The 22159-nt window shown below is 70.8% G+C and carries 19 protein-coding genes and 1 pseudogene; 12 read left to right on the top strand and 8 right to left on the bottom strand.

Annotated features, from left to right (window positions below; translation table 11 throughout):
• Window positions 1-14: 14 nt before the first annotated feature.
• The 5 genes from ACIA8D_RS07255 (at window position 15) to ACIA8D_RS07235 (ending at window position 5704) form a co-directional block, all read left to right on the top strand.
• Entirely contained in the window at window positions 15-839 is an 825-nt protein-coding gene (locus tag ACIA8D_RS07255; protein ID WP_399229545.1) for a DeoR/GlpR family DNA-binding transcription regulator, read from the top strand.
• Between the two features lie 112 nt (window positions 840-951).
• A complete protein-coding gene (locus ACIA8D_RS07250; protein ID WP_399229543.1) occupies window positions 952-2061 on the top strand; it encodes an alcohol dehydrogenase catalytic domain-containing protein in 1110 nt (369 codons plus the stop codon).
• On the top strand, window positions 2058-3395 hold the full coding sequence (locus tag ACIA8D_RS07245; RefSeq protein ID WP_399229542.1) for an MFS transporter: 1338 nt from the start codon (window positions 2058-2060) through the stop codon (window positions 3393-3395). Before ACIA8D_RS07250 ends, ACIA8D_RS07245 begins: the two co-directional genes overlap by 4 nt.
• Before the next feature lie 60 nt (window positions 3396-3455).
• Window positions 3456-5204, top strand: a complete 1749-nt coding sequence (locus tag ACIA8D_RS07240; RefSeq protein WP_399229540.1) for a dihydroxyacetone kinase family protein — start codon at window positions 3456-3458, stop codon at window positions 5202-5204.
• Complete coding sequence (locus ACIA8D_RS07235; RefSeq protein WP_399229538.1) at window positions 5201-5704, top strand: ribose-5-phosphate isomerase; 504 nt, start codon at window positions 5201-5203, stop codon at window positions 5702-5704. The genes ACIA8D_RS07240 and ACIA8D_RS07235 overlap by 4 nt, the downstream gene beginning before the upstream one ends.
• A 45-nt stretch (window positions 5705-5749) precedes the next feature.
• Here ACIA8D_RS07235 and ACIA8D_RS07230 read toward each other — a convergent pair whose 3' ends face one another.
• Complete coding sequence (locus tag ACIA8D_RS07230; RefSeq protein ID WP_399229536.1) at window positions 5750-6049, bottom strand: ribosomal protein L7/L12; 300 nt, start codon at window positions 6047-6049, stop codon at window positions 5750-5752.
• A 73-nt stretch (window positions 6050-6122) separates the two neighbouring features.
• Between ACIA8D_RS07230 and ACIA8D_RS07225 the strand changes: the two genes are divergently transcribed.
• Both ACIA8D_RS07225 and ACIA8D_RS07220 read left to right on the top strand, forming a co-directional pair.
• The gene (locus ACIA8D_RS07225; protein ID WP_399229534.1) at window positions 6123-7328 is read left to right on the top strand and encodes a cytochrome P450; all 1206 of its coding nucleotides are present in this window, start codon (window positions 6123-6125) and stop codon (window positions 7326-7328) included.
• 89 nt (window positions 7329-7417) lie between these two features.
• Window positions 7418-8185, top strand: coding sequence for a hypothetical protein (locus ACIA8D_RS07220; RefSeq protein ID WP_399229532.1), 768 nt, complete (start codon window positions 7418-7420; stop codon window positions 8183-8185).
• Between the two features lie 116 nt (window positions 8186-8301).
• Here ACIA8D_RS07220 and ACIA8D_RS07215 read toward each other — a convergent pair whose 3' ends face one another.
• The 3 genes from ACIA8D_RS07215 to ACIA8D_RS07205 all read right to left on the bottom strand — a co-directional run bounded on the left by ACIA8D_RS07215 (window position 8302) and on the right by ACIA8D_RS07205 (window position 12847).
• Entirely contained in the window at window positions 8302-9207 is a 906-nt protein-coding gene (locus tag ACIA8D_RS07215) for a phosphotransferase family protein (RefSeq protein WP_399229683.1), read from the bottom strand.
• Between the two features lie 175 nt (window positions 9208-9382).
• Window positions 9383-11827, bottom strand: a complete 2445-nt coding sequence (locus ACIA8D_RS07210) for a GH92 family glycosyl hydrolase (RefSeq protein WP_399229531.1) — start codon at window positions 11825-11827, stop codon at window positions 9383-9385.
• Window positions 11828-11944: 117 nt separating this feature from the next.
• A complete protein-coding gene (locus ACIA8D_RS07205) occupies window positions 11945-12847 on the bottom strand; it encodes a class I SAM-dependent methyltransferase (RefSeq protein ID WP_399229529.1) in 903 nt (300 codons plus the stop codon).
• 327 nt (window positions 12848-13174) lie between these two features.
• On the opposite strand from ACIA8D_RS07205, the gene ACIA8D_RS07200 reads away from it, so the two are divergent.
• The 3 genes from ACIA8D_RS07200 (at window position 13175) to ACIA8D_RS07190 (ending at window position 17387) form a co-directional block, all read left to right on the top strand.
• Window positions 13175-14677, top strand: coding sequence for a flavin-containing monooxygenase (locus ACIA8D_RS07200; protein WP_399229527.1), 1503 nt, complete (start codon window positions 13175-13177; stop codon window positions 14675-14677).
• A gap of 56 nt (window positions 14678-14733) precedes the next feature.
• On the top strand, window positions 14734-15702 hold the full coding sequence (locus tag ACIA8D_RS07195) for a diiron oxygenase (RefSeq protein WP_399229525.1): 969 nt from the start codon (window positions 14734-14736) through the stop codon (window positions 15700-15702).
• A gap of 77 nt (window positions 15703-15779) precedes the next feature.
• The gene (locus ACIA8D_RS07190) at window positions 15780-17387 is read left to right on the top strand and encodes an FAD-dependent oxidoreductase (RefSeq protein WP_399229524.1); all 1608 of its coding nucleotides are present in this window, start codon (window positions 15780-15782) and stop codon (window positions 17385-17387) included.
• A 48-nt stretch (window positions 17388-17435) separates the two neighbouring features.
• On the opposite strand, the gene ACIA8D_RS07185 is transcribed toward ACIA8D_RS07190, so the two are convergent.
• The 3 genes from ACIA8D_RS07185 to ACIA8D_RS07175 all read right to left on the bottom strand — a co-directional run bounded on the left by ACIA8D_RS07185 (window position 17436) and on the right by ACIA8D_RS07175 (window position 20602).
• Window positions 17436-18125: a TetR/AcrR family transcriptional regulator gene (locus ACIA8D_RS07185; RefSeq protein ID WP_399229522.1), complete on the bottom strand. Its 690-nt coding sequence runs from the start codon at window positions 18123-18125 to the stop codon at window positions 17436-17438.
• A 197-nt stretch (window positions 18126-18322) separates the two neighbouring features.
• Window positions 18323-20182 carry a chloride channel protein gene (locus ACIA8D_RS07180; RefSeq protein WP_399229519.1) on the bottom strand — a complete coding sequence of 620 codons (1860 nt, stop codon included), beginning with the start codon at window positions 20180-20182 and terminating at the stop codon, window positions 18323-18325.
• A 165-nt stretch (window positions 20183-20347) separates the two neighbouring features.
• Window positions 20348-20602, bottom strand: a complete 255-nt coding sequence (locus ACIA8D_RS07175; protein ID WP_399229517.1) for a hypothetical protein — start codon at window positions 20600-20602, stop codon at window positions 20348-20350.
• A gap of 107 nt (window positions 20603-20709) precedes the next feature.
• Between ACIA8D_RS07175 and ACIA8D_RS07170 the strand changes: the two genes are divergently transcribed.
• Together ACIA8D_RS07170 and ACIA8D_RS07165 are read left to right on the top strand one after the other, a co-directional pair.
• Window positions 20710-21270, top strand: coding sequence for a MarR family winged helix-turn-helix transcriptional regulator (locus tag ACIA8D_RS07170; RefSeq protein WP_399229515.1), 561 nt, complete (start codon window positions 20710-20712; stop codon window positions 21268-21270).
• A gap of 14 nt (window positions 21271-21284) precedes the next feature.
• Window positions 21285-21656, top strand: a pseudogene (locus tag ACIA8D_RS07165) (YdcF family protein); the annotation flags it as partial.
• Here the strand turns inward: ACIA8D_RS07165 and ACIA8D_RS07160 are convergent.
• Window positions 21628-22119, bottom strand: a complete 492-nt coding sequence (locus ACIA8D_RS07160) for a VanZ family protein (protein ID WP_399229514.1) — start codon at window positions 22117-22119, stop codon at window positions 21628-21630. The pseudogene ACIA8D_RS07165 and the gene ACIA8D_RS07160 overlap by 29 nt on opposite strands.
• Window positions 22120-22159: the final 40 nt, after the last annotated feature.

Here is a 22159-nt window from a genome sequence, read left to right as displayed (position 1 = left end):
AGGAAGGAAACGCTGTGAGCCCCGATGAACTCCCCACGGGATCAGCCGAGTTGCTGAGCCCGCAGGCGCGCCAGGAGCGTATCCGCGACCGGGTCCTCGAGCTGGGTTCGGCCCGCATCGAGGACCTGGCGCGCGAACTCGGGGTCAGCGTGATGACCATCCACCGCGACCTGGACCGCCTCGCCGACGAGGGCTGGCTCCGCAAGACGCGCGGGGCGGCCACGGCCCAGCAGTCCGTGCTCTTCGAGAGCAACGTCCGCTACCGGACGACGCAGCAGGGCGATGCGAAGAAGGCGCTGGCCGGCGCCGCCCTGGAGCACATCGACCGGGGCCAGGCCATCCTGCTGGACGACAGCACCACCTCTCTCGCCCTCGCCCGTGCGCTGCCCGAGAGCGGACCGCTCACCGTCATCACCAACTTCCTCGCCATCGTCAATGCGCTGGCGGGACGGCCCGGCATCGAGCTGATCTCGCTCGGCGGCAGCTACGACCCGCACTACGACGCCTTCCAGGGCATGGCGACCTGCGACCACATCAAACCCCTGCGCGCCGACACGGTGTTCATCTCGACGTCGGCGGTCGCGGACGGCCACTGCTACCACCAGTCGCAGGAGGCGATCCTGGTCAAGCGGGCGCTCCTGGAGGCCGCCCAGCGCCGGATCCTGCTCGTCGACCACACCAAGTTCCAGAAACGGGCGCTGCACCGGGTCGCCCCGCTCTCCGACTTCGACCTCGTGATCGTCGACGACCGCATCTCCGCGGCCGAGTTGGAGGCGCTGCGCGAGGACGGTGTCACCGTGCAGGTCGCCGCCCTGCGTCCGGGAACGTCCGAGTCCTGACCCGCCGGAACACCCCTCGACCACCACGAACCCACCGGATCCCTCCCCACGCGGATCCGTGTCCCCAACCGCATCTCATCCGCGCAAGAGCCGACTGCCAATGGAGGTAGTAGTGACCAGTGTGCCGAAGCGAATGCAGGCCGTCGTCGTCCACGGGCCCGAGGACTATCGCCTCGAAGAAGTCGATGTCCCCACGCCCGGGCCCGGTGAACTGCTGTTGCGGACCGAGGCGGTGGGGGTGTGCGCGAGCGACCTCAAGTGCTACCACGGCGCCCCCAAGTTCTGGGGCGACGAGAACCGCCCGGCCTGGGCGCAGCGCGGCATCATCCCCGGCCACGAGTTCGTCGGCGTGGTGGTGGCGGGTGACGACGCCGCCCTCGCCGCCCAGCAGGTGAGCGTCGGCGACCGCATCGCCTGCGAGCAGATCGTGCCGTGCGAGGAGTGCCGCTACTGTCGGCGCGGTCAGTACTGGATGTGCGGCCCGCACGACATGTTCGGCTTCCGCAACCACCACGGCGCCATGGCGCAGTACATGGTGGTTCCGCCGAAGGCCCGCGCCCACAAGGTCTCGCACGACCTCGAGCCGCACCACGCCGCGTACGCCGAGCCGCTGTCCTGCGCGCTGCACGCGGTGGAGCGCGCCGACATCCACTTCGAGGACGTCGTCGTGGTCGCCGGCTGCGGCCCCATCGGCCTGGGTCTCATCGCGGGCGCCCGGCAGAAGAACCCGCTGAAGATCATCGCGCTCGACCTGGACGACAACAAGCTCGAACTGGGCCGCCGCACGGGCGCCGACATCGTCCTCAACCCCGCCAAGGAGGACGTCGTCGCACGGGTCAAGGAGCTGACCGACGGCTACGGCGCCGACGTGTACCTCGAAGGCACCGGCGCGACACCCGCCGTCGCGCAGGGACTCAACCTGCTGCGCAAGCTGGGCACGTACGTCGAGTACTCGGTCTTCGGCTCGGACGTCACGGTCGACTGGTCGATCATCTCCGACGACAAGGAACTCGACGTCCGCGGCGCCCACTTGGGCCCGCACTGCTGGCCCGCGGCGATCCGCCTCCTGGAGGAGGGCAAGGTGCCGGTCGACGACATCTGCACCCACCAGTTCGGCCTGCGCGACTTCCAGAAGGCGCTCGACCTGGTCGCCGACACCTCCGGCGCCTCCGTGAAGGTGTCCATCCTGCCCAACGCCGAGGCCGACGCGGTGGTCGCGTGACAACCGCAGCCACCGGGCCCGCGAAGGGGCACGAGACCCGGCTCGACCGCATGGGCATACCCCACCCGCTGCGTTGGGGCTTCGTCGCCGTCCTGGTCTTCATGACCGGCAACGGCACCGAGTCCAACTTCATCGCCCCGCACATCGAGCACGTCCTGGGCAGCACCACCGCGACGGCCAGCACCATCATCTCCATGTACGGCGTGTCCGTCCTGGTCGGCAGCTATCTGTCCGGAGCCCTCACCGACCTGTGGGGACCGCGAAGGGTCATGCTGCTCGGCACCGTGGTGTGGGTCGTCTTCGAGGTGCTGTTCCTGGCGGGCCTCGCCGCAGGCAGCATGCCGATGGTCTTCCTGACCTACTTCCTGCGCGGCTTCGGCTATCCGCTGTTCGCCTTCGCCTTCCTGGTGTGGGTGAACCTGGTGTCGCCGAAGGAGCGCAACGGCGCCGCCGTCGGCTGGTTCTACGTCATGTTCACCGGCGGACTGCCCACGCTGGGCTCGCTGTTCGCGCTCGGTATGATCCCCGCGTTCGGCGGATCGACCGGCGGCGAGACCGGCGCCATGGCGGCCTCCACCGCCCTGATCGTCATCGGTTTCCTGATCGCCCGGTTCGCCGTCAAGGAGCCGCACGGATCGCGTCGGGTGGCCCCGGACGACAAGACCTCCTTCGAAGTCCTCACCGCCGGGCTGCGCCTGACGGCACGTCAACCCAAGGTCCTGATGGGCTTCCTCGTGCGGCTGATCAACACCGCGCCCCAGTACGGCATGTTCATCATCCTGCCCGGTGTCATTGCCGACGACCGCGGCTGGGGACAGAGTCGCTGGCTCACCATGACCGTCCTCGTCTACGCGACGAACATCCTCGTCAACGCCCTGTTCGGCGCCATCGGCGACCGCTGGGGCTGGCGCCGAACCGTGCAGTGGTTTGGTGTGTTCGGCTCCTCCGTCGGACTGCTCGCCTGGTGGTACGTGCCGCAGCTCGTACCGGCCGGCTCCACCTGGGGCTTCTGGGTGTCCGTCGTCGCGGGCTGCGTGTTCGGCTGCCTGCTCGCCGGGTTCGTACCGATGGGCGCGATCATGCCCGCCCTGGTGCCCGCGGAGTTCAAGGGTGCGGCCATGGCCATGTACACCACGGCGGCCGGTGGTGCCTCGTTCCTCGGCTCCGCGGTGGTCGCCGCCGTGCTCTCGGTCGGCCTCGGCAACGCCGGCGTGGTGTGGGCGTTCGTCGTGCTGTACGGCGCTGCCTTCGTGATGGTCTCGTTCCTCAACGTGCGCCAGAGCCAGGCGAGTTCACAGGAGGAGCAAGCGGCCGGGGCCGTCATGGCCCGCTGACCCGCGGGCCCGACCGCGTACCGACGCGACGCATCGTAGTAGTTCTTGGAGGTACCCCTCGTGACCAGACTCTTCGACGACCCGGCGAACTTCGCCGAGGACCAGCTGGCCGGCTTTCTCGATCTGTACGCGGACCGGTTGCGCGGAGTGCCCGGAGGCGTCGTCGCACACCGCGACGACCAACCTCAGGTGGCGGTCGTCATCGGTGGCGGCTCCGGCCATTACCCGGCCTTCTGTGGAACGGTCGGGCCGGGCATGGCCCATGGCGCCGTGGTGGGCAACATCTTCACCTCGCCGTCGGCGACCCAGGTCTACTCGGTGGCCAAGGCCGCCGACCAGGGCAGAGGTGTGATCCTCAGCTTCGGCAACTATGCCGGGGACGTGCTGAACTTCCGGATCGCCGCGGAGCGGCTGTGCGCCGAGGGCATCGACACCCGGATCGTGATCGTCACCGACGACGTGGCGTCCGCCGAGCAGGTGGACGAACGCCGGGGCACCGCGGGCGACTTCACGGTATTCAAGGTCATGGGCGCGGCGGCCGCCGAGGGCCTCGACCTCGACGAGGTGGAACGCCTCGGCCGCGCCGCCAACGCCGCGACGCGCAGCCTGGGCGTGGCCTTCGCCGGCTGTACGCTGCCGGGCGCGGGGGAGCCGCTCTTCGAGGTGCCCGAGGGACACCTGGGCCTCGGCCTCGGCATCCACGGCGAGCCGGGCATCGAGGACGTACCGATGCTGAAGGCCGACGAACTGGCGGCGCTCCTCGTGGACCGCATCCTCCAGGAGACACCTGACTCCGCCGGTCACCGGGTGGGCGCGATCCTCAACGGCCTCGGTGCCACCAAGTACGAGGAACTCTTCCTCCTCTGGGGTCGGGTGTCCGCGCGGCTGCGCGAGCGCGGCATCGAGATCGTCGACCCCGAGGTCGGCGAGCTGGTGACCAGCCTCGACATGGGTGGCTGCTCGCTCACCCTGATGTGGCTCGACGAGGATCTGGAGCCGCGCTGGCGCGCCGACGCCTACACACCGGCGTACCGCAAGGCGCGCGCCCCGCTGTCCGGACTGCGCGCGGCCGACGCGCACGGCGGCGCGGCTGCGGTCACCGAGATTCCCCAAGCATCGCCCGCAGCAAGGAAGTTCGCCGACGACATACGCGCGGCTCTGTCGACCATCCACCGCACGATGGTGGGCAACGAGGACGAACTGGGCCGGATCGACGCGGTCGCCGGAGACGGCGACCACGGCCGCGGCATGGTCAGGGGCGCCCGCTTCGCCGCCGAACGCGCGGAACGGGCGAGCCGGGACGCCGGCGCCGGATGGCTGCTGCGGCAGGCGGGCCAGTCCTGGGCCGAGTACGCGGGCGGCACCTCGGGTGTGCTGTGGGGCGCGGCGCTTGAGGCGTTCGGACGGGCACTGAACGACTCCGCGGACTCCTACACGCCCACCGACATAGCCACCGGCGTACGGGCATTCGCCGACGCCATCGGCGACCTGGGCCGGGCGGCGCCGGGCGACAAGACGATGCTCGACGCGCTGCTCCCGTTCGCCGACACCCTGCAACGCGCGACGGACTCGGGCGTCGACCCGGCCGAGGCCTGGCGCTCGGCGGCCGCGGCGGCGACCGCCGCCGCGGAGGCGACGAAGGACCTGCGCCCCAAGGTGGGCCGGGCCCGCCCGCTCGCGGAGCGCAGCCTGGGCACCCCCGACGCGGGAGCGACCTCGCTGGCCCTGATCGTGACGGCGCTCGCCGATCCGCCGCACACCCAGGGGCAGGCGCACGACCAGAACCGACAAGGAGTGACAACGGCATGACGGACCGGCTGCGTCTGGTCGTCGGCTGCGACGACGCCGGCTTCGAGTACAAGGAACGCATCAAGGCCGACCTCCAGGCCGACCCGCGCGTGTCCGAAGTGCTCGACGTCGGCGTCGAGGCCGACGGCACGACCGCCTACCCGCACATCGGCGTGGCCGCGGCCCGCCTCGTCGCGGAGGACCGGGCCGACCGCGCCCTGCTCATCTGCGGCACGGGCCTCGGTGTCGCGATCTCCGCGAACAAGGTCCCCGGCATCCGCGCGGTGACCGCCCACGACGCGTACTCCGTGGAACGCTCGGTGAAGAGCAACAACGCGCAGGTGCTGTGCATGGGCCAGCGCGTCGTCGGCCTCGAACTGGCCCGCAAACTCGCCTCGGAATGGCTGCAGCACCGCTTCGACCCCGGCAGTTCATCGGCGGAGAAGGTGGCAGCACTGAGCCGCTATGAGACGGACCCGGGTGGGGCGGGGCCGGAGGGGGTGACGTTCACGGGGTGTTAGCGCCTCGGTTCGGATCGGGCCGGGGAGCGCGGCGCTGCCCTCGCGTCAGTGTCCGCCGGAGGACTCCATCCGGTCGACCTCCTCCTTGGCCTCCTTGAGGCCCACCCCCGTCGCCTCGCGGTAGGCCTTGATGGCCGCGATCTTCTTGCCGTCGCGTGCCAGGGCGCGTACGGCGTCGAGTCCCGGTACGAGCGTGCCGGTCTCGATTCCCAGGTGGTCGATGACCAGATCGAGCTTCCGCTCGACGCGGGCGGTTCTGCGGTCGGCGCGGTCGACCTTGCGCTCGATGGTGCCGACCGCGATGAGTACGCCGAGCAGGAGTATGAGTATCGCTGCGATGTCCATGATCGGTGATCCTAGGCAACGCGGATGAGGCGAACGGTACGCGGACGCCCGTGCGCCGTTGGATCCTGAGGTCATGACTGACCCGACCCAGGATCCGCGCTTCCTCAGGAGCCCCTGTCCGGCCCTGGCAGCCATGCGGGCCACCTGCCCCGTGGGGCCCGTCCCGGCAGGCTCCGGAGGCCGCACCGACTATGTGGTCACCGGCTACAAGGAGGCCAGGGAGGCCCTGCGCGATGCCCGGCTGTCGAAGGACACGGCCGCCTTCTTCGCGGGGAAGGAGTCGCGGCGACGCCTGCACCCCGCGGTCGCGCACACCATGCTCACGAGCGACCCGCCCCGGCACACCCGCCTTCGGCGGCAGGTGACGAAGGCGTTCACGACCGGGGCCGTCGCGCGGCTGCGCCCGTTCATCGTCCGCGTCACCGATCAGTTGTTGGATCAGTGGCACGAAGGGGAGCCGTTCGACTTCGTGGCCGGTCTGGCGGTGCCCCTGCCGGTCGTCGTCATCTGTGAACTGCTCGGAGTGCCGCCGGCCGACCGGGCCGACGTCCGGCGCTGGTCCGCGGAGCTGTTCGCGGCGGGGGAGCCCGATGTCATCGACGCGGCCTCGCACGCGATGGCGGGGTACATGACGGAGTTGATCGCCGCCAAACGCCTCGATCCCGGCGACTCCCTCCTGGACCGGCTCGTCACCGCACGCGACGGAGAGGACCGCCTGACCGAGCAGGAACTGGTGTCCCTGGCCGTCCTGTTGCTCGTGGCCGGACACGAGACCACCACCCACGCCCTCGGCAACGCCGTCCTGGCTCTGCTCCGGCACCCGGCCCAACTGGACCGCCTGCGGCGCGATCCGGACGCCATCCCTGGCGCCATCGACGAACTCCTCCGCTTCGACTCCGCGGTGAGCACGGCCACCTTCCGGTACGCCACGGAGGCCGTCACGCTCGGCGGCACCGAGATCCCGGCAGGCGCCCCGGTGCTGGTAGCGCTCGGAGCGGCGAACCGGGACCCGGCGCGGTTCCCGGATCCGGACGAGTTGGATCCGGACCGGGACGCCGCCCCTCACCTCGCGTTCGGCCACGGCATCCACCGCTGTGTCGGTGCGCCGCTGGCCAGGGCGGAGATGGAGATCGTGCTGCGAGCCGTGCTGGCACGCCACCCAGAAATCCAACTCGCCGTACCGGGAAACCAGTTGGCGTGGCGGCGCACCCGCCTCGTCCGCGGGCTGTCGTCGCTCCCCGTCCTGGCCCCGGGAGCTCGGACACCCACCATCGAATAACAGGTCGTACGGTTCCGACCCCTCCAGTAAGGTCGGGATCTTCGGACGGCGCAGGCCGTTCCGGAGTCCTGAAGGTATGGGTCCACCTCATGCATCCAGCCGCACCCCCCGCCCGGCGCAGACTCGACGCCGCCCTGGCCGACCTCGCCACGGTCTTCCGCGGAGCGACCGCACGCCCGGACGAGGCCAACTGCACGTGCCACTGGGGGAGCGAGGAGGAACTGGCCCTCCTCAAGGTGCCCGACGTGGAGCTGGATCCAGACCTCCTGCGCCGCACATGGCAGGCCGTCGACTGGACGGACCACGGCGCCGTGCTGCGCCGCATCCTTCCGCAATTCGCCGCCGCCCTGGTGGCCGGTCGCGTCGATCCGCTGTTCGGGCTGGAGGAGGCGGGGGGCTCCTTCGCCCGCGGCCACTGGCAGCGGTGGCCCGACGGTCAGGCCGCCGCCGTACGCGAGTTCCTGCACGCCTGGTGGGCACAGAGCCTCACCGATCCGGACGCCGCCGTCCCGGCGCACCAGGTCATGGCGGCGTGCGCCGAGGCCTCCGGAACGGTCGCCCCCTGGCTCGCCGAGTGGGAGCGGCGGACCGGCCCCCTCAGCGACCAGCGGCTCGCCGAGGCCGCCGAGGAGTGGGAGTACGAGCTGCTGGGCGACCGGCTCCCGTGGTACGTCAACTGGTACGAGAACGACGAGGACCGGATGTGCGCCGAGCTGGCCGCCTGGCTCCACGGCCACGCCGCCGCCCGGCTCCGCGCCGCCGGTGGCTCGGAGGAAGTGCAGCGCCGGACAGCGCTGCTCGCTCTCACCGACGAGGACCGCTGGACGCATCCGCACTGGCCGGGGCATCGCTACTGACGTCCGGGGAGGAGGGGGGCAGGAGAGGAGAGAAGAGGGGAGGGGGAGGGGGCTGTCGTTCGGCCCGCGGCGTTGACCGAATCGGGTGTGTCGGCGACCCGTTGCCACGCACGCCGTCACGCGGACGACATCAGCCCGCTGACATAGGTATCCAGCCGCCCCTCCACCACGCTCGTGGTCAGCTCCGTCCTCCCCGCTTCCCGCCACGGCCGCGCCACCACGGCCACCTCCTCCGAGAACGCCAGCGCATCCCGGACCCGCCAGTACAGCCGCTCGTCCGCTTCCCCGGTGAGCACCCCACCGGCCTCCTCGTACGCGTCCGCGAACCGCTGCCCCCACTGCGGCCCGTGCACCAGGGCCAGGTTGGTGCAGGTGTGTGCCACGTCCAGGTCCGTGGGTCCCCACGAGGCACCGGCCCAGTCGACGACACCCGTGATCCGGGTCGCCGGTGTGTCGAACAGGACGTTGCCGGGGTGGAAGTCCCGGTGCAGGAAGCGCCCTTCGTAGGGCGGCGCAGGCTCACGGATGACGTCGACGGCCGCGGCCCACGCGGCGGCGTCGGCGCCCTCGGGAACCACGACGGTGTCGGCGGTGGTCAACGCCTCGTATTTCGGCGGCTGTTCGTCGGGGGACACCTGGTGAATCGCCACGAGCTGCCGCGCGAGCAGCCGGACACGTGTCTCAAGCCCTTCGTCGCCGAGGAGCGCACGCCCCGGCAGGCAGGTCATCAGGAGTGACGGATACTCACAGTGCGCCGCGGTCGGATCGGCCGCGACCAGCCCGGGAGCCGGTACGTCCGGCGCCCCGGCGAGCACGGTCAGCGCGCTGCCCTCCCGGTCCAGCGCCTCCTCGGCACGTGCCACGAAGAACGGGTCCACGTAACTCCGCAGCACCAGCTCACGTCGGGTGTCACCGGGCCCGGCGATGGTCAGCCGCCGCATCTCGGCGGTGACACCACCGTGCAACGCCTCGACCCGAACGACCCGCTCCCCGTCCCCGAGCCCTCGCCGCACCCACGCCATCGTCGACGGCCGGACAGTGGCTTCCGCGTCAGCTGCTGCATCGTCAGCCGCGTCATCACGATCGATCACGCAGCCACCGGACCACCCCGGGGCCCTCTCGCACAAACGCTTTTCGCGGCGGGGCGCCCGGAGTGGGGCGCGGCTCCCCGTGGACGAGGAGCCGCGCCGCACCGCCTCAGTCCCCGGCCACCGCCGGCGGCGCGACACCCGCGCCCCAGGTCGTCGGCTTGTCGGAGAGCTTGAACGCGATCGTGCCGGCTCCGAGCAGGTCCTTGTGGGACAGCCAGCTCCGGCGCAGCGCGGTGCCCTTGCCCGTGGTCACGGACGACACGTACTGGTGCTTCGAGGCGTCCGCGCCCGGAGCCTCGATGCTGATCCCGCGACCGTGCGCCGGGCGGATCTCGACCTTGTCGAACATCGGGGCCGACAGGACGTACTTCGCCGAGCCGGGCTGGACCTCGAAGACGCCGGCCATGGCGAAGACGAGCAGCGACGAGGTGGCGCCGAGGTCGTCGTTGCCGGGCATGCCGTACGGGTCGTCGGTGAACAGCGTCCGCATGGCCCGCAGCACCGCGGAGGTCTTCCACGGGGTGTCGGTCCACGCGTACATCCACGGGGCGTGGAAGTCGGGCTCGTTGTTCGGGTTGAACGCGAAGTTGTTGTGGTAGTCGTAGGCGCCCGTCACCCACGAGTCCTTGGCCGCCTTTGCCGGGTCGCTGAGCACGGTCGGCATGTCGAAGAACTTGTCGAGGCGCTGCTCGGCGGCCTTCTTGCCGCCCATCAGGCCGTAGAGCGCCTGCGGGTTCTGCTGCGCGAGCCACTGGTACTGCCACGCCGTGCCCTCGTGGAAGGCGCCGGACTGCGTCGGGTCGGTGTCACCGGCGGCGCTGCCGTCCGCGTTCCTCGTCACCGGGAAGCCGGTGAAACCCTGCGAAGTGACCTTCGCGTCCCACAACTTGGTGAAGTTGTCGCAGCGTGAGGCGAGCATCGCGGCCTTGTCCCGGTGGCCGAGGCCGTCGGCCATCGTGGACAGGGCGCAGTCGCCGAGCGCGTACTCCAGCGTGGCGGAGCCCGCCTGGCGGCTGTCGCCGAACTTGTAGCCGGGCAGGTCCTGGTAGCCGACGAAGCCCTTCTTGACGTACGTCGGGTTGCCGTCACGGCCACGGAACGTCGACTGGTCGGCCGGGACCTCGTTGACGTTCTTCCAGAGCGCGTCGAAGAGCTCGCGCGAGGTGCGGTCGTCGAGCAGGCCGCGGTTGTAGAGGTCGACGATGAACGGTGTCACGGGGTCGCCGCTCATCACGTTCGTCTCACTGTTGCCGAGGCCCCAACGCGGCAGCCAGCCACCGTCCTTGTAGACACGCAGCAGGGACTTGGCCATGTCGGCGGCCTTGTCCGGGTGCAGCAGCGCCACCAGTTGGTTCTGCGAGCGGTACGTGTCCCACAGCGAGAACATCTGGTAGTACGGGGAGTCCGAGCGGTGCACCTTGTCGTCGAAGCCGCGATAGCGGTTGTCGACGTCGGAGCCGATCGACGGGTGCAGCAGCGAGCGGTACAAGGCGCTGTAGTACGTGCGCTGATCGGCGGTGGAGCCGCCGGCGACGCGCATCCGGTTCAGCTCGGCCTTCCAGGCGTCGTGCGCGCCGGAGCGGGCCCGGTCGAACGAACTCGGCTGCTCGGCGCCGCGGTTGAGGCGCGCGCCGTCCACCGAGGTGTAGGACAGGCCCACCGACGCGCCGACCTTGTCACCCTTGGCCGGGTCGAACGACAGCCAGGCACCGGCGCGCTTGTCGCCCCGCGTGGCCTCCCGCTGGTTCGGGGTGAGCGTGCCGTCGCTCCAGGTGCCGAACGTCGAGAACGACCGGTTGAACTTGGCGCTGAAGAAGACCCGGTAGCGCTCCTTGCCGGTCTCCCCGCAGAAGTTGCCGCCCTGCACCCACCCCTCGACGGTGTTGTCGCCGACGACCTTGATGTCTCCGGCGTAGGTGCTGCCGTTGCTCTCCCCGGCCTCGATGAGGACGTTCTCCGCGCCCGAACCGCTGGGGAAGGTGTAGCGGTGCTGGCCGGTCCGCCGGGTCGACGACAGTTCGGCCTTGATGCCGTTGTCGAACTTCACGCCGTAGTAGCCCGGCGACCGGGTCTCGTTGTCGTGGTTGAACTTCGCGCCGTACTGCGCCGGGTCGGACGAGGTGACCGCGCCCGTGGTCGGCATGAACCGGATATTGCCCATCGTCTGGCAGCCGACGCCCGAGAGGTGCGTGTGGCTGAAGCCGAGGATGGTGTCCTGCGCGTAGTCGTACGAGGCGTACTTGTTCAGCTGCGTGTCGGGGCTCAGCTGGACCATGCCGAAGGGGGAGGCGGCACCGGGGAAGGTGGTGCCGTCGCCGTTGTTCCCGATCGACGTGTCGACGAGGCTCGTCGGATCGGCGGCGAAGCCGGGTCCGGCCTCCCGCGCGCTCGCGACCCCGGGGGTGAGCGTGGCGGCGGCCACCGTGGTGACGACGAACGCGGCGGTGACGGTGCGTATCAGCGATCGCAGCGCGCGCGGGGAGCGGCGCGGTGCGAGGGACCTGGGCGGTCTCGGTGAGTTCTGCGAGCTCGATGACGGCGACGCTCTCATCGCGACCCTCTCGTTGGACAACGTTGTCGGTACGGTTCCAGTCGATCTTTGTCCGGGGGGAGGGGATCCGTCAATGGATGGGGTCGCAAGGGCTGTTGGGGCGACGGAGGGGTGCCGTCAGTGCGCGGGCGGTTGGTTCCTGGGCGGGGACGTCTCTGCCACCGCAACCCGCCCCGACCGCAAGGACGCCCGACCCCGCGCGGGGCTGCCGAGGGATTCGGCGAGGGGGAGGAGGGAGTCGTCCGATGTCACCGACCAACCGTGTTCCGCGAGCAGTGCCGCCAGTTGCCGCGGCTTCCACAGCGAGCGCCACGGCTCGCCCGCCGTGACGGAACTGCGGAGCACGCGTGTCAGCAGGCGTCCCGCGGCCGCCTGCACCGAGGGTGCCTGGTAGTTGACGACGAGCGCGCTGCCGGGAGCCGTGCGCGCGGCGAGCGTGGCCAGCGTCGCGCGGACCTCGGCGCGTGTGAGGTAGGGGACGACGCCCTCCCAGAGCCAGGTCGTCGGCGCGGCCGCGTCGTGCCCGGCGGCGGCCAGCGCGGCGCCGAGGTCGTCGGCTGCGAAGTCGACGGGCGTGAAGCGCACTGAACGGGCCACGGGCGCCGGCCCGGCGGCCTCCGCGAGCCGGGCCCGCTTGTCCCGCTGGGAGGCGGGATGGTCCACTTCCCACACATCCGTCCGCGCGAGTTCGGCCAGCCGCCAGGCGCGGGTGTCGAGGCCGGCACCGAGGATCACGAGCTGGCCGGTCGGACGGGCGCGCAGGGCCTCGTCGATGGCGACCGTGCGCGGCACGGCCACCTCGGCACACGCCCGTACGCTCTCGTACGTCATCCGGGCCCGCCAGTCCTTCGGCGGTGTGCCCGCCCGCACCTCGTCCACGGGCACCCGCTCCGCGCCCCGCAGCAGCCGCGCCGCCACCGGATCCGCGAACCTGCCCGCACCGGCCCGCCCGTCCGTGGCCGCCCGGCCCTGACACACGAGCACCGCAGTCCGGCTGGCGGCGCGCCCACTTTCGTTCATGAGGCCGTATTCAATCGCACCCGCTCCCGGTGCACCCCACCCGGAGGGGCGGGCCTGTCGGGCGCCGTCACCACGACCACCAGGCACGACGTCACGCCCGTCGCCAACTTCTGTGTCGGCTGCGGATGTTCGGCCGAATTCACCAGTCCCACTGTGTGACCCACGTCACGTTACCAGCGGTATCTGAAACAGAGTGTCGCAGGTAAATTGCGGGTACCGCGCAGATGAGAACCACGTGTCTGAGTACCGCCAACGCCCCGAGCGGCGTTGAACCCTCCGTCCCTGTCTCTCTCAGGGGCTCACGAGCGAGAGCGAGGACCCTCCGCGATGGAGCAGCAGCACGTCGACGTCCTGGTCATCGGTGCCGGAATATCCGGCATCAGCGCCGCGCGCCATGTCCTGCGCGACAACCCCAGGGCCTCGGTCGTCGTACTCGAGCGCCGCGCTCGCGTGGGCGGCACCTGGGACCTCTTCCGCTACCCGGGCATCCGGTCCGACTCCGACATGCCCACCTTCGGCTTCGGATTCCGGCCCTGGAGCGACGCCCGTATCCTCGCCGACGGCGCGCGGATCCGCCAGTACGTGGAGGACGCCGCGGCCGACGGCGGCATCCTGGAGCGCACCCGCTTCGGCCGCCGCGCCCTCAGCGCCGACTTTTCCCACGAGACCGGGCGCTGGACGGTGGAGGTCGAGGACGAGGGCACCGGCGAGCGCGAGTCGTACAGCGCGGGCTATCTCGTCGGCGCGACCGGCTACTACGACTACGACAAGCCCTACCGCCCCGAGTTCCCGGGCGAGGCCGACTACCGGGGCACGCTGGTCCACCCCCAGCAGTGGCCCGAGGGCCTCGACTACGCGGGCAAGCGCGTCGTCGTCATCGGCTCCGGCGCCACCGCCATCACGCTGCTGCCCGCGATGGCCGACACGGCCGAGAGCGTCACCATGCTGCAGCGCTCGCCCACGTATGTCCTGGCCCTGCCGGAGGTCGACCCGCTCACCTCCGTCATGAAGAAGCTGCGCGCCCCCGCCCGCCTCACCCACAAGGTGGTGCGGGCCCGCAACATCGCGTTGCAGCGCGGGAGTTACGCCTTCTGCCGCAAGTATCCCCGCCTGGCCCGCAAGGCGCTGCTCGGGCTCGTGCGCGCCCAGGCCGGCAAGGGCGTCGACATGCGGCACTTCAGCCCGAACTACAAGCCCTGGGACCAGCGGCTCTGTGTCGTGCCCGGCGGCGACCTGTTCAAGGTGCTCAAGCGCGGCAAGGCGGCCATCGCCACCGACCACATCGACACGTTCACCGCCGACGGCATCCGCCTGAAGTCCGGCGAGGAGCTGAAGGCCGACATCGTCGTCACCGCGACCGGCCTGAGCGTCCGTCTCATGGGCGGCATGGACGTGACCGTGGACGGCGTCCCGGTGGATGTCACGAACCGCGTGCTCTACAAGGCCGTACTGCTCGAAGGCGTGCCCAACATGTCGCTCGTCATCGGCTACACCAACGCCTCCTGGACCCTGAAGGCGGACCTCGCGGCCGACTACACCGCCCGCCTGCTGTCCCACATGCGGAGCAACGGACACGACATCGCCACCCCGGTGGCCTCCGACGCCGACCGTTCCGAGTTCTCCGTCATGGGCGAGGCGCTGACCTCCGGGTACATCGCGCGTGCCGACAAGGTCATGCCGCGCCAGGGCACCCGCGACCCGTGGCGGCTGTGGAACAACTACTACCGCGACCGCGCCATGCTCCAGAACGCCCCCATCGACGACGGCCCGCTGCGCTTCGGGAAGGCGGGCAGGACGGCCGAGGTCAAGGAACCTACCCGCGCCGCCTGACCGTCCGCCCGTCCGTCTGCCAGCACCGCCCCTACCAACGACAATCGAGGACGAAGATGACCCCGAAGCTGTCCAGGAAGGTCTACGACGAGCGCCTGCGGACCTTGTCCGAGGGCTCCGTCAACGTCAACTTCAACGCCTTCATCGACATCAAGTGGGACGACCCCGAGTTCGCCGTGGACGCCACGGACACCCGGTGGGTGCTCACGTCCGCGGACGCGCTCGGCGCCCACCGCTGGTACCAGGAGCAGTCGCTCGAGACACAGATCCGGATCGGGATCTGGCGCTGGGCGGTCATCGCCAAGGTGGGCATGCAGTTCGAGAACCTGCTCATGCGCGGGGCGCTCGACTACATCTACCAACTCGGCAACCAGAACCTGGAGTTCAGGTATCTCACCCACGAGATCACGGAAGAGACCCACCACACCCAGATGTTCCAGGAGCTGGTCAACCGCACCGGCGTGGACACCCCGGGCGGCAAGCGCTGGTTCCGCCAGCTCAGCCGGGTCCTCCCACTGTTCGGCTCGCTCTACCCCGAGGCGTTCTTCACCGGCATCCTCGCCGGCGAGGAGCCCATCGACCACCTCCAGAAGGGCGCCCTGCGCAGCGGGGAGCCGGTGCACCCGCTGCCGCAGCGGATCATGCAGATCCACATCGCCGAGGAAGCCCGGCACATCTCCTTCGCCCACGAGTTCCTGCGGCTGCGCGTCCCGCGCTACGGCAAGGCCCGGCGCGGCGCGCTGTCCGTCCTCTTCCCGCTGATCATGCGGATCCTGTGCGACGTCATCATGATCCCCGACAAGAAGTCCGCCGAGCTGGTCGGCATCCCGGACTGGGTGATCAAGGAGGTCTTCTGGAAGTCCGAGGCCGGTCAGAAGATGCTCCAGGAGCTCTTCTCCGACGTGCGGATGCTCGCCCAGGACATCGGCCTGATGAACAAGGTGTCCCGCCCGCTGTGGCGCGCCCTGCGCATCGACGGCCGCCCGGCACGCTTCCGCGGCGAGCCTGCCCCGCTCACCGACTGACCGCTCACCAGCGCTGACCGAGTCCCCGTCAGCCCCGCACCGCTCTTCCTGAACGCCCGAACGGAGACCAGCCCGCCGTGCCGTACGCCGTCACCCGATCCTGCTGCGCCGACGCCTCCTGCGTGCTGGCCTGTCCGGTCAACTGCATCCACCCCGCCCCGGGCGAGCCCGGCTTCGCCACCGCCGAGATGCTGTACGTCGATCCGCGCACCTGCGTGGACTGCGGCGCCTGCACGACGGCCTGCCCGGTCGACGCACTCAAGCCCCACACCGCGCTCAGTGAGGCGGAGTTGCCGTTCCTGGAGCTGAACGCCGGCTACTACAAGGAGAATCCGCACGACGACCGTGCACCCATGTACGTCGTGCCCAAGCAACGCACTCTTCCGCAGGGCGAGTTGTCCGTCGCCGTCGTCGGCGCGGGGCCCGCCGGGCTCTTCGCCGCCGACGAGCTGCTGCGCCATCCCGGCGCCCGTGTCACCGTGTACGACCGGCTCCCCACCCCGTACGGGCTCGCGCGGGCCGGCGTCGCACCCGACCACCAGGACACCAAGCAGGTCACCGAGCTGTTCCGGACCATCGAGTCGCAGCCCGGCTTCAGTTACCGCCTCGGCGTCGAGGTCGGCACCGACCTCACCCACGCCGATCTGCTGCGCGAGCACCACGCGGTGCTCTACGCGGTGGGCGCGGCAACCGACAAGCGCCTCGGCATCGAGGGCGAGGACCTGCCCGGCAGCATCTCCGCCACGGACTTTGTCGCCTGGTACAACGGCCACCCCGACCGCGCCCACGACGAGCACCCCCTCGACACCGAACGCGCGGTCGTCATCGGCAACGGTAACGTCGCCCTCGACGTCGCCCGCATCCTCACGGCGGACCCCGACGCCCTGGCCCGCACCGACATCTCCGACCGTGCGCTGGACGCCCTCCGTGACAGCAAGGTCCGCGAGGTTGTGCTGCTCGGCCGCCGCGGGCCCGCGCAGGCCGCCTTCACCGTCCCCGAACTCCTCGCGCTCGCCGCCCTCAAGGACGTGGACGTGAGCATCGAGGGCTGGCCCGAGGGCCTGGCCGCAGACACCAACGACAAGACCCGGCTGCTGGCCGAACTGGCCACGCGTACACCGGTGGAGGGCCGCCGCCGGATCACGCTGCGCTTCCTCGCGGGACCGGCACGCCTCATCGGTGAGGACCGCGTACAGGCCCTGGAGATCAGCCCGACCACCCTGCACACCGATGAGGACGGCACCGTGCGGGCCCGCCCCACCGGTGCCACCGAGACCCTGGAGACCGGCTTCGTGCTGCGCTCCGTCGGCTACCGCGCCCGGCCCGTCCCCGGGCTGCCCTTCGACGAGGACAGCGCGACCGTCCCGCACGAGGGCGGCCGGGTCGAGCCCGGTGTCTACGTCGCGGGCTGGATCAAGCGCGGCCCGACCGGGTTCATCGGCACGAACAAGACCTGCGCCCACGAGACCGTCGAGTCCCTCCTCGACGACTTCGCCGCGGGCCGCCTCCCGCAGCCGGAGCCCGGCGCCACGGCGGCGCCGGACGCCCTGGGCCTGACGGCCTGGCAGGCGATCGACCGTACGGAACGGGCGGCGGGTGAGGCCCAGGGCCGCCCCCGCGTCAAGCTTACGGACACCGAGGCCCTGCGGCAGGCCGCGCGGGCCACTCCGGTCGCGACGGGCTGATGTACTGCGGCGCTGCCGGCCGGTCGACACCGGCCGGCAGCGCCGCGCTCAGACCCCTTCCACGTCCGCCACCCGCTGCTGCGGCGTCAGCTCCACGCCGAGGTCGCGCAGTGTCGCCTCCAGTACGGCCCAGACCGAGCGGCACAGCATGGCGCGCAACTCGTCCTCGGTCTGCTCGCGTTCGGGATCGCGCATCCACTGGTTGACCGCGGTGTCCACGAAACCCACGATGCCGACCGCCACCGAGCGGATCGGCGTCCCCTTCACCCCGAGCGCCGCGAGTACGTCGCTGAACCGCTCGCTCAGCATCAGCGCGATGGCCGTCTTCGTGTCCGCCACCAGCGAGCCGTCCCCCATGGCGTGCTCGGCGACGCCCATGTAGGCGTACAGGCGCGGGTGTTGCAACACCCAGTCCAGGTGCGCGCCCACCACGCGGTGCACGGACTCCTCGACGGTGCCCTCGAAGCTGAGCGTGGGCTCCATCCGCTTCACGAACGACTCCACCACCCGCCGGCGGATCAGCTCGTCGAAGGAGGCGCGGTCCTTGAAGTGCCGGTAGAGCACGGACCGCGGCAGCCCCACGCGCTCCGCCAGGCGCTGCATCCGGAAGTGCGCGCCCTCCTCCTCGATGAGCGCGACAGCCGCGTCCACCAACTTCACCTGACGCTGTGCCTTGTGCCCGTCCCAGCGGGTGGAGCGTCCATCGATCTGCGGCTCACCGCGGGTTCTCTCCGCCATCCGTCCAGGATATCGGCCCGATCCGAACACATGAGCACGAGAGCGGCCGAAGCTCTGGCCGCCATACTTTCGGGCCGCGACGGCGCGTTTGCGCAGGTTCGGGCGTGAGGTGTGGAAACGTTCCTTCTGCAAGGTGGTCGCCGCCGGGGACCTTCCGCCCCCTCCTGGGCCCCGGCGGCACCTTGCGTTCGAGCGGGCTACCTCGCCGCCTGCACCGGGGCTCGACCGCGCAGGAACGTCCGCTCCATGTGCTGCTCCTCGTAGAGATCGACGCGGCGGGCCTCCAACAGCTGACTGAGGCTCAGGATGCCCTCGACGCGGTCCGGTTCGTCGCGCGGAGTGACGACGACACGGGTGACGTGGTGGGCGGCCATCCGGTTGGCGACCGTCCGCAGGGTCTCGTCGGGGTGGGCGACGACCGGCGGCCCGGCGAGGGCGCTCAGCGGCCGGGTGTCGTCGGGGGCGGCCCGCAGTACCTGGTCCGAGGTGACGACGCCGGTCAGGGTGGCGGCGCCGTCCAGGACCGGGAAGAGGCGCTGGGCCGGCACACCCGACGCGTCGTGCTCGTCCCGCAGGCTGCGCAGCCGCGCGGCGGTCGTGTCGACGCTCGCGTCGGCGTGCAGCGTGCGGGCGGGCGCTGAAGTGTCGAGCTGGCGCACCAGGTGGACCTCCAGCGGGTCCACGGAGTACTCGCGGGTGAGGTGCAGTCCGCGGCGCGCGATCTTCTCGGTGAGCACGGACCTCTTGAGGATGATCACCGAGAGCAGGTACGCGGAGGACGCGGTGATCACCATGGGGACAAGGGCGTTGACCTCATGGGTGAGTTCGAGGCAGAAGACGATGCCGGTGAGCGGGGAGCGCATGACACCGCCGAGGACACCGGCGAGCGAGACCAGGGCCCAGAAGCCGGGGCTGACGGCGGGGAAGACGAGGCCCTCGGCGGCCCCCAGCGCGCCGCCGATCATGAACATGGGGGCGAGGACGCCTCCGGAGGTGCCCGAACCGAGCGACAGGCCCCAGATCAGAGTCTTGACCAGGAGGATGCCGATGATCAGGCCGACGGTCGCGCGGCCGGTCAGCAGCTGGTCGATCACGTCGTAGCCGACGCCCAGGGCGCGCGGCTCGACCAGGCCGCCAATGCCGATGATCGCCCCGCCGATGGCCGGCCACCACATCCAGTGCAGCGGGATCCGGGCGAACATGTCCTCGGAGAAGTAGACGAGCCAGGTGGCGACCAGGGCAAGGAGCCCCGCGCCGATTCCGGCGACGACGCACAGCCCGTACGCGGACAGCGGCAGCCGGTCGGGAACGTGCGCTCCCGCGAACAGGGGAGCGGTGCCGAGGATCGGGCCGCGCACGAGCGTCGCGGTGACGGCGCCGACCGCGACCGGTATGTAGGAGCGCGGCCGCCACTCGAACAGCAGGAGCTCGACTCCGAGCAGGATCGCGGCGAACGGGGCGTTGAACGTGGCGGCCATGCCCGCGGCGGACCCCGCCACCAGCAGGGTCTTGCGTTCGTCGGTGGTCACCCGCAGGAACTGCGCGAGGATCGAGCCGACCGCGCCACCGGTCATGATGATGGGCCCCTCGGCGCCGAACGGGCCGCCGGTCCCGATGGACACCGCGGACGAGACGGGCTTGAGGACCGCGATCCGGGGCTGGACCTTGCTGCGCCCGACGAGGATCGACTCGATGGCCTCCGGCATCCCGTGGCCGCGAATCTTCTCCGATCCGTAGCGCGCCATCACGCCGATGACGAGCCCGCCGACGATCGGCATGAACAGGATCAGCCACCAGTGCGAGGTGGTCGCCGGCGTGGTGTCACCGAAGGAGAGGCGGCCGTGAAAGCAGAGGTTGGTGAACAGGGCGATCAGCTTGAGCAGGCCCACGGCGACGAGCGCCGCCGCGGCCCCGACGGGCACGGCCAGCGCGGCGATCACCGCCACCCGCGGCATGACGTGGAAGTCGCCCAGGTGCGGGATCTTGGGATGGGCGTGGGGAGTCGGCTGGGCGGCGGCAGGCTCATGGGGAGCTCTGGCGGCTGTGGGCGTGGCCACGAAGCCTCCGGTTTCATGGTGCGTGAGCGGGCAGGAACCTGCCGCCCTACGGGCGCGCGGGAGCGGCCCGCCGGCTCGCGGCCGTGCGGGGCAGGGGTGGGCGTCATTGCCCGGGGTGGAGCGGAAGGCGAGAGCCTTCGGGCGTGCGAGCGAGGAAGAGGTCAGTCAGTCCTCGTGCCGCACACGGGCGGAGTCCACCCGCCCAGGGCGCAGGATGCGCACGTGGTGGCTCTCGCAGGCCGGGCAGCGCGCATCGCTGAGCGGCGACGGCACGCGACGCTCGGCGACGTAGTACGTGGCGTGCAGCCTCCCGTAGTCGTCGGTGGCAAGCCGAATGGCGAACTCGGCCTCCCAGCCATGACCACAGCTCAGGCAGACGAACGAATATCCTCGATGTACGAGTTCACTGCTCACGGACATCACTTCCTCGAACCGGCCCCGCCGTGCCGATGCGGGGCGGGCATACGCCGAGAGTAACATTGCAGACTGCAATAGTGAACATGGGTGATGTGGAGAGAGTGGCAGCGGTGGACGGTCTGAACAGGCGTGACGACGACGAACCGCCGCGCGTGGACCAGGAGTCCCCGCAGGGCGTCGACGAGGAGACCAAGGAGGTCACCGAGACGGTCATGGCCGCGTCCAGGCTCCTGGTCGCCCTGTCGGCCCGCGCCCTCGCCTCGGTAGACGCCACGCTGACACTGCCGCAGCTGCGCACGCTGGTGGTGCTCGACCGGTGCGGACCGGTCAAACTCGCCGTACTGGCCGCCACGTTGGGCGTCAACGCGTCGACGGCCCTGCGCATGGTGGACAAGCTGGAGGCCGGCGGCCTGGTCGACCGCAAGGCCAACCCGGCCAACCGCCGGGAGGTCGTCCTCCGGCTCACGCCGTCCGGCGCCACCCTCGTACGCCAGGTGCTCGACCACCGCCACCGCGAGGTCGCCGCACTCGTCGGCACCCTCCCCGTCGGGATCCGCGCCGGTCTGGTCGAGGGGCTGCGCGCCCTGACCGAAGCGGCGGACGACCTGGCCGTGGGCCCGGGGGCCGCCGGTCGCACGGCCGACGGCCTGCCGTCCGAACCGGGCTTCTGACCCGGATGTCTTCCGTCCGCTTCAGCGGTGGCGCGGCGGCCGGAAGCGGCGCCACGGAGGTCCAACTGATGGCGGGCTACGCGAAGTCGGCATGCGGATTCGACGGCACGGTGCTCATCGAGAACCGGTCGACGACGACGTGGGAGAACATCACGAACGTGCTCCCCATGATCGAGGACGTCCAGCGCATCAAGATCGTCTCCCAGCCCGCGCACGCCCTGAAGGCCCGCGCGTACCTGCGGCGGCAGCGTCCCGATCTTGCCGAGCGGCTCGTGCGGGCGGACGACTGCCGCCCCGGCGAATGGCTGCTCGGCAAGCCGCTGCTGGCCCTGCACGGGCTCTGGAAGCTGCGTGGCCTCACGTCCGAAGAGCGGAAGGCCGCCTGAGCAGGAGCACGCCGACGACGGCGCCGGCCAGGATGCCGAGGGAGTTGTTCATCCAGTCGACCGGCTGGCACGAGCGCTCCGGGTCGAGGGTCTGTGCCACCTCGACGAGTGCCCACACCACGGATCCGGCGAGGGTGAACACCGCGGGGCGACGGCTCGCGAGGACACCGAAGAGGCCAAGTGGCACCCAGGCCACCACGTTGAAGGCGTGATGAACCGGTCCGCCGGGGAAGGCGCGCGTCGAGGACCCGTTCAGACATGACTGGAGCCGCGCCGCCGCTCCGGCCTGGAACTGGTCCGGAAGTGTCAGCCCCAGGCAGACGGCGGCCATCAGGAGCATGCCGAGCGTCGCCGCCGGAGGCATCCCCGTGCGGCGGGCCAGCGGGCGCCGGGCGGCGAACGCCGCGGCGGCCAGTACCAGTACCAACAGCCCCATGACGGCGGCGTGTTCACGTTGCGACATGCGCGTTCCCACCACTCCCCTTAGCCCCTTGTGCCCCGTA

It is taken from the genome of Streptomyces sp. NPDC051684 (assembly GCF_044453445.1).
Taxonomy (GTDB): domain Bacteria; phylum Actinomycetota; class Actinomycetes; order Streptomycetales; family Streptomycetaceae; genus Streptomyces.
This window is presented reverse-complemented; position numbering and strand designations above follow the sequence as displayed.

Bases quoted from the DNA above. Each gene is read 5' to 3' on its own strand.
- ACIA8D_RS07235 (WP_399229538.1), top strand. From the start codon at position 5,201: ATGACGGACCGGCTGCGTCTGGTCGTCGGCTGCGACGACGCCGGCTTC.
- ACIA8D_RS07230 (WP_399229536.1), bottom strand. From the start codon at position 6,049: ATGGACATCGCAGCGATACTCATACTCCTGCTCGGCGTACTCATCGCG.
- ACIA8D_RS07225 (WP_399229534.1), top strand. From the start codon at position 6,123: ATGACTGACCCGACCCAGGATCCGCGCTTCCTCAGGAGCCCCTGTCCG.
- ACIA8D_RS07220 (WP_399229532.1), top strand. From the start codon at position 7,418: ATGCATCCAGCCGCACCCCCCGCCCGGCGCAGACTCGACGCCGCCCTG.
- ACIA8D_RS07215 (WP_399229683.1), bottom strand. From the start codon at position 9,207: ATGGCGTGGGTGCGGCGAGGGCTCGGGGACGGGGAGCGGGTCGTTCGG.
- ACIA8D_RS07210 (WP_399229531.1), bottom strand. From the start codon at position 11,827: ATGAGAGCGTCGCCGTCATCGAGCTCGCAGAACTCACCGAGACCGCCC.
- ACIA8D_RS07205 (WP_399229529.1), bottom strand. From the start codon at position 12,847: ATGAACGAAAGTGGGCGCGCCGCCAGCCGGACTGCGGTGCTCGTGTGT.
- ACIA8D_RS07200 (WP_399229527.1), top strand. From the start codon at position 13,175: ATGGAGCAGCAGCACGTCGACGTCCTGGTCATCGGTGCCGGAATATCC.
- ACIA8D_RS07195 (WP_399229525.1), top strand. From the start codon at position 14,734: ATGACCCCGAAGCTGTCCAGGAAGGTCTACGACGAGCGCCTGCGGACC.
- ACIA8D_RS07185 (WP_399229522.1), bottom strand. From the start codon at position 18,125: ATGGCGGAGAGAACCCGCGGTGAGCCGCAGATCGATGGACGCTCCACC.
- ACIA8D_RS07175 (WP_399229517.1), bottom strand. From the start codon at position 20,602: ATGTCCGTGAGCAGTGAACTCGTACATCGAGGATATTCGTTCGTCTGC.
- ACIA8D_RS07160 (WP_399229514.1), bottom strand. From the start codon at position 22,119: ATGTCGCAACGTGAACACGCCGCCGTCATGGGGCTGTTGGTACTGGTA.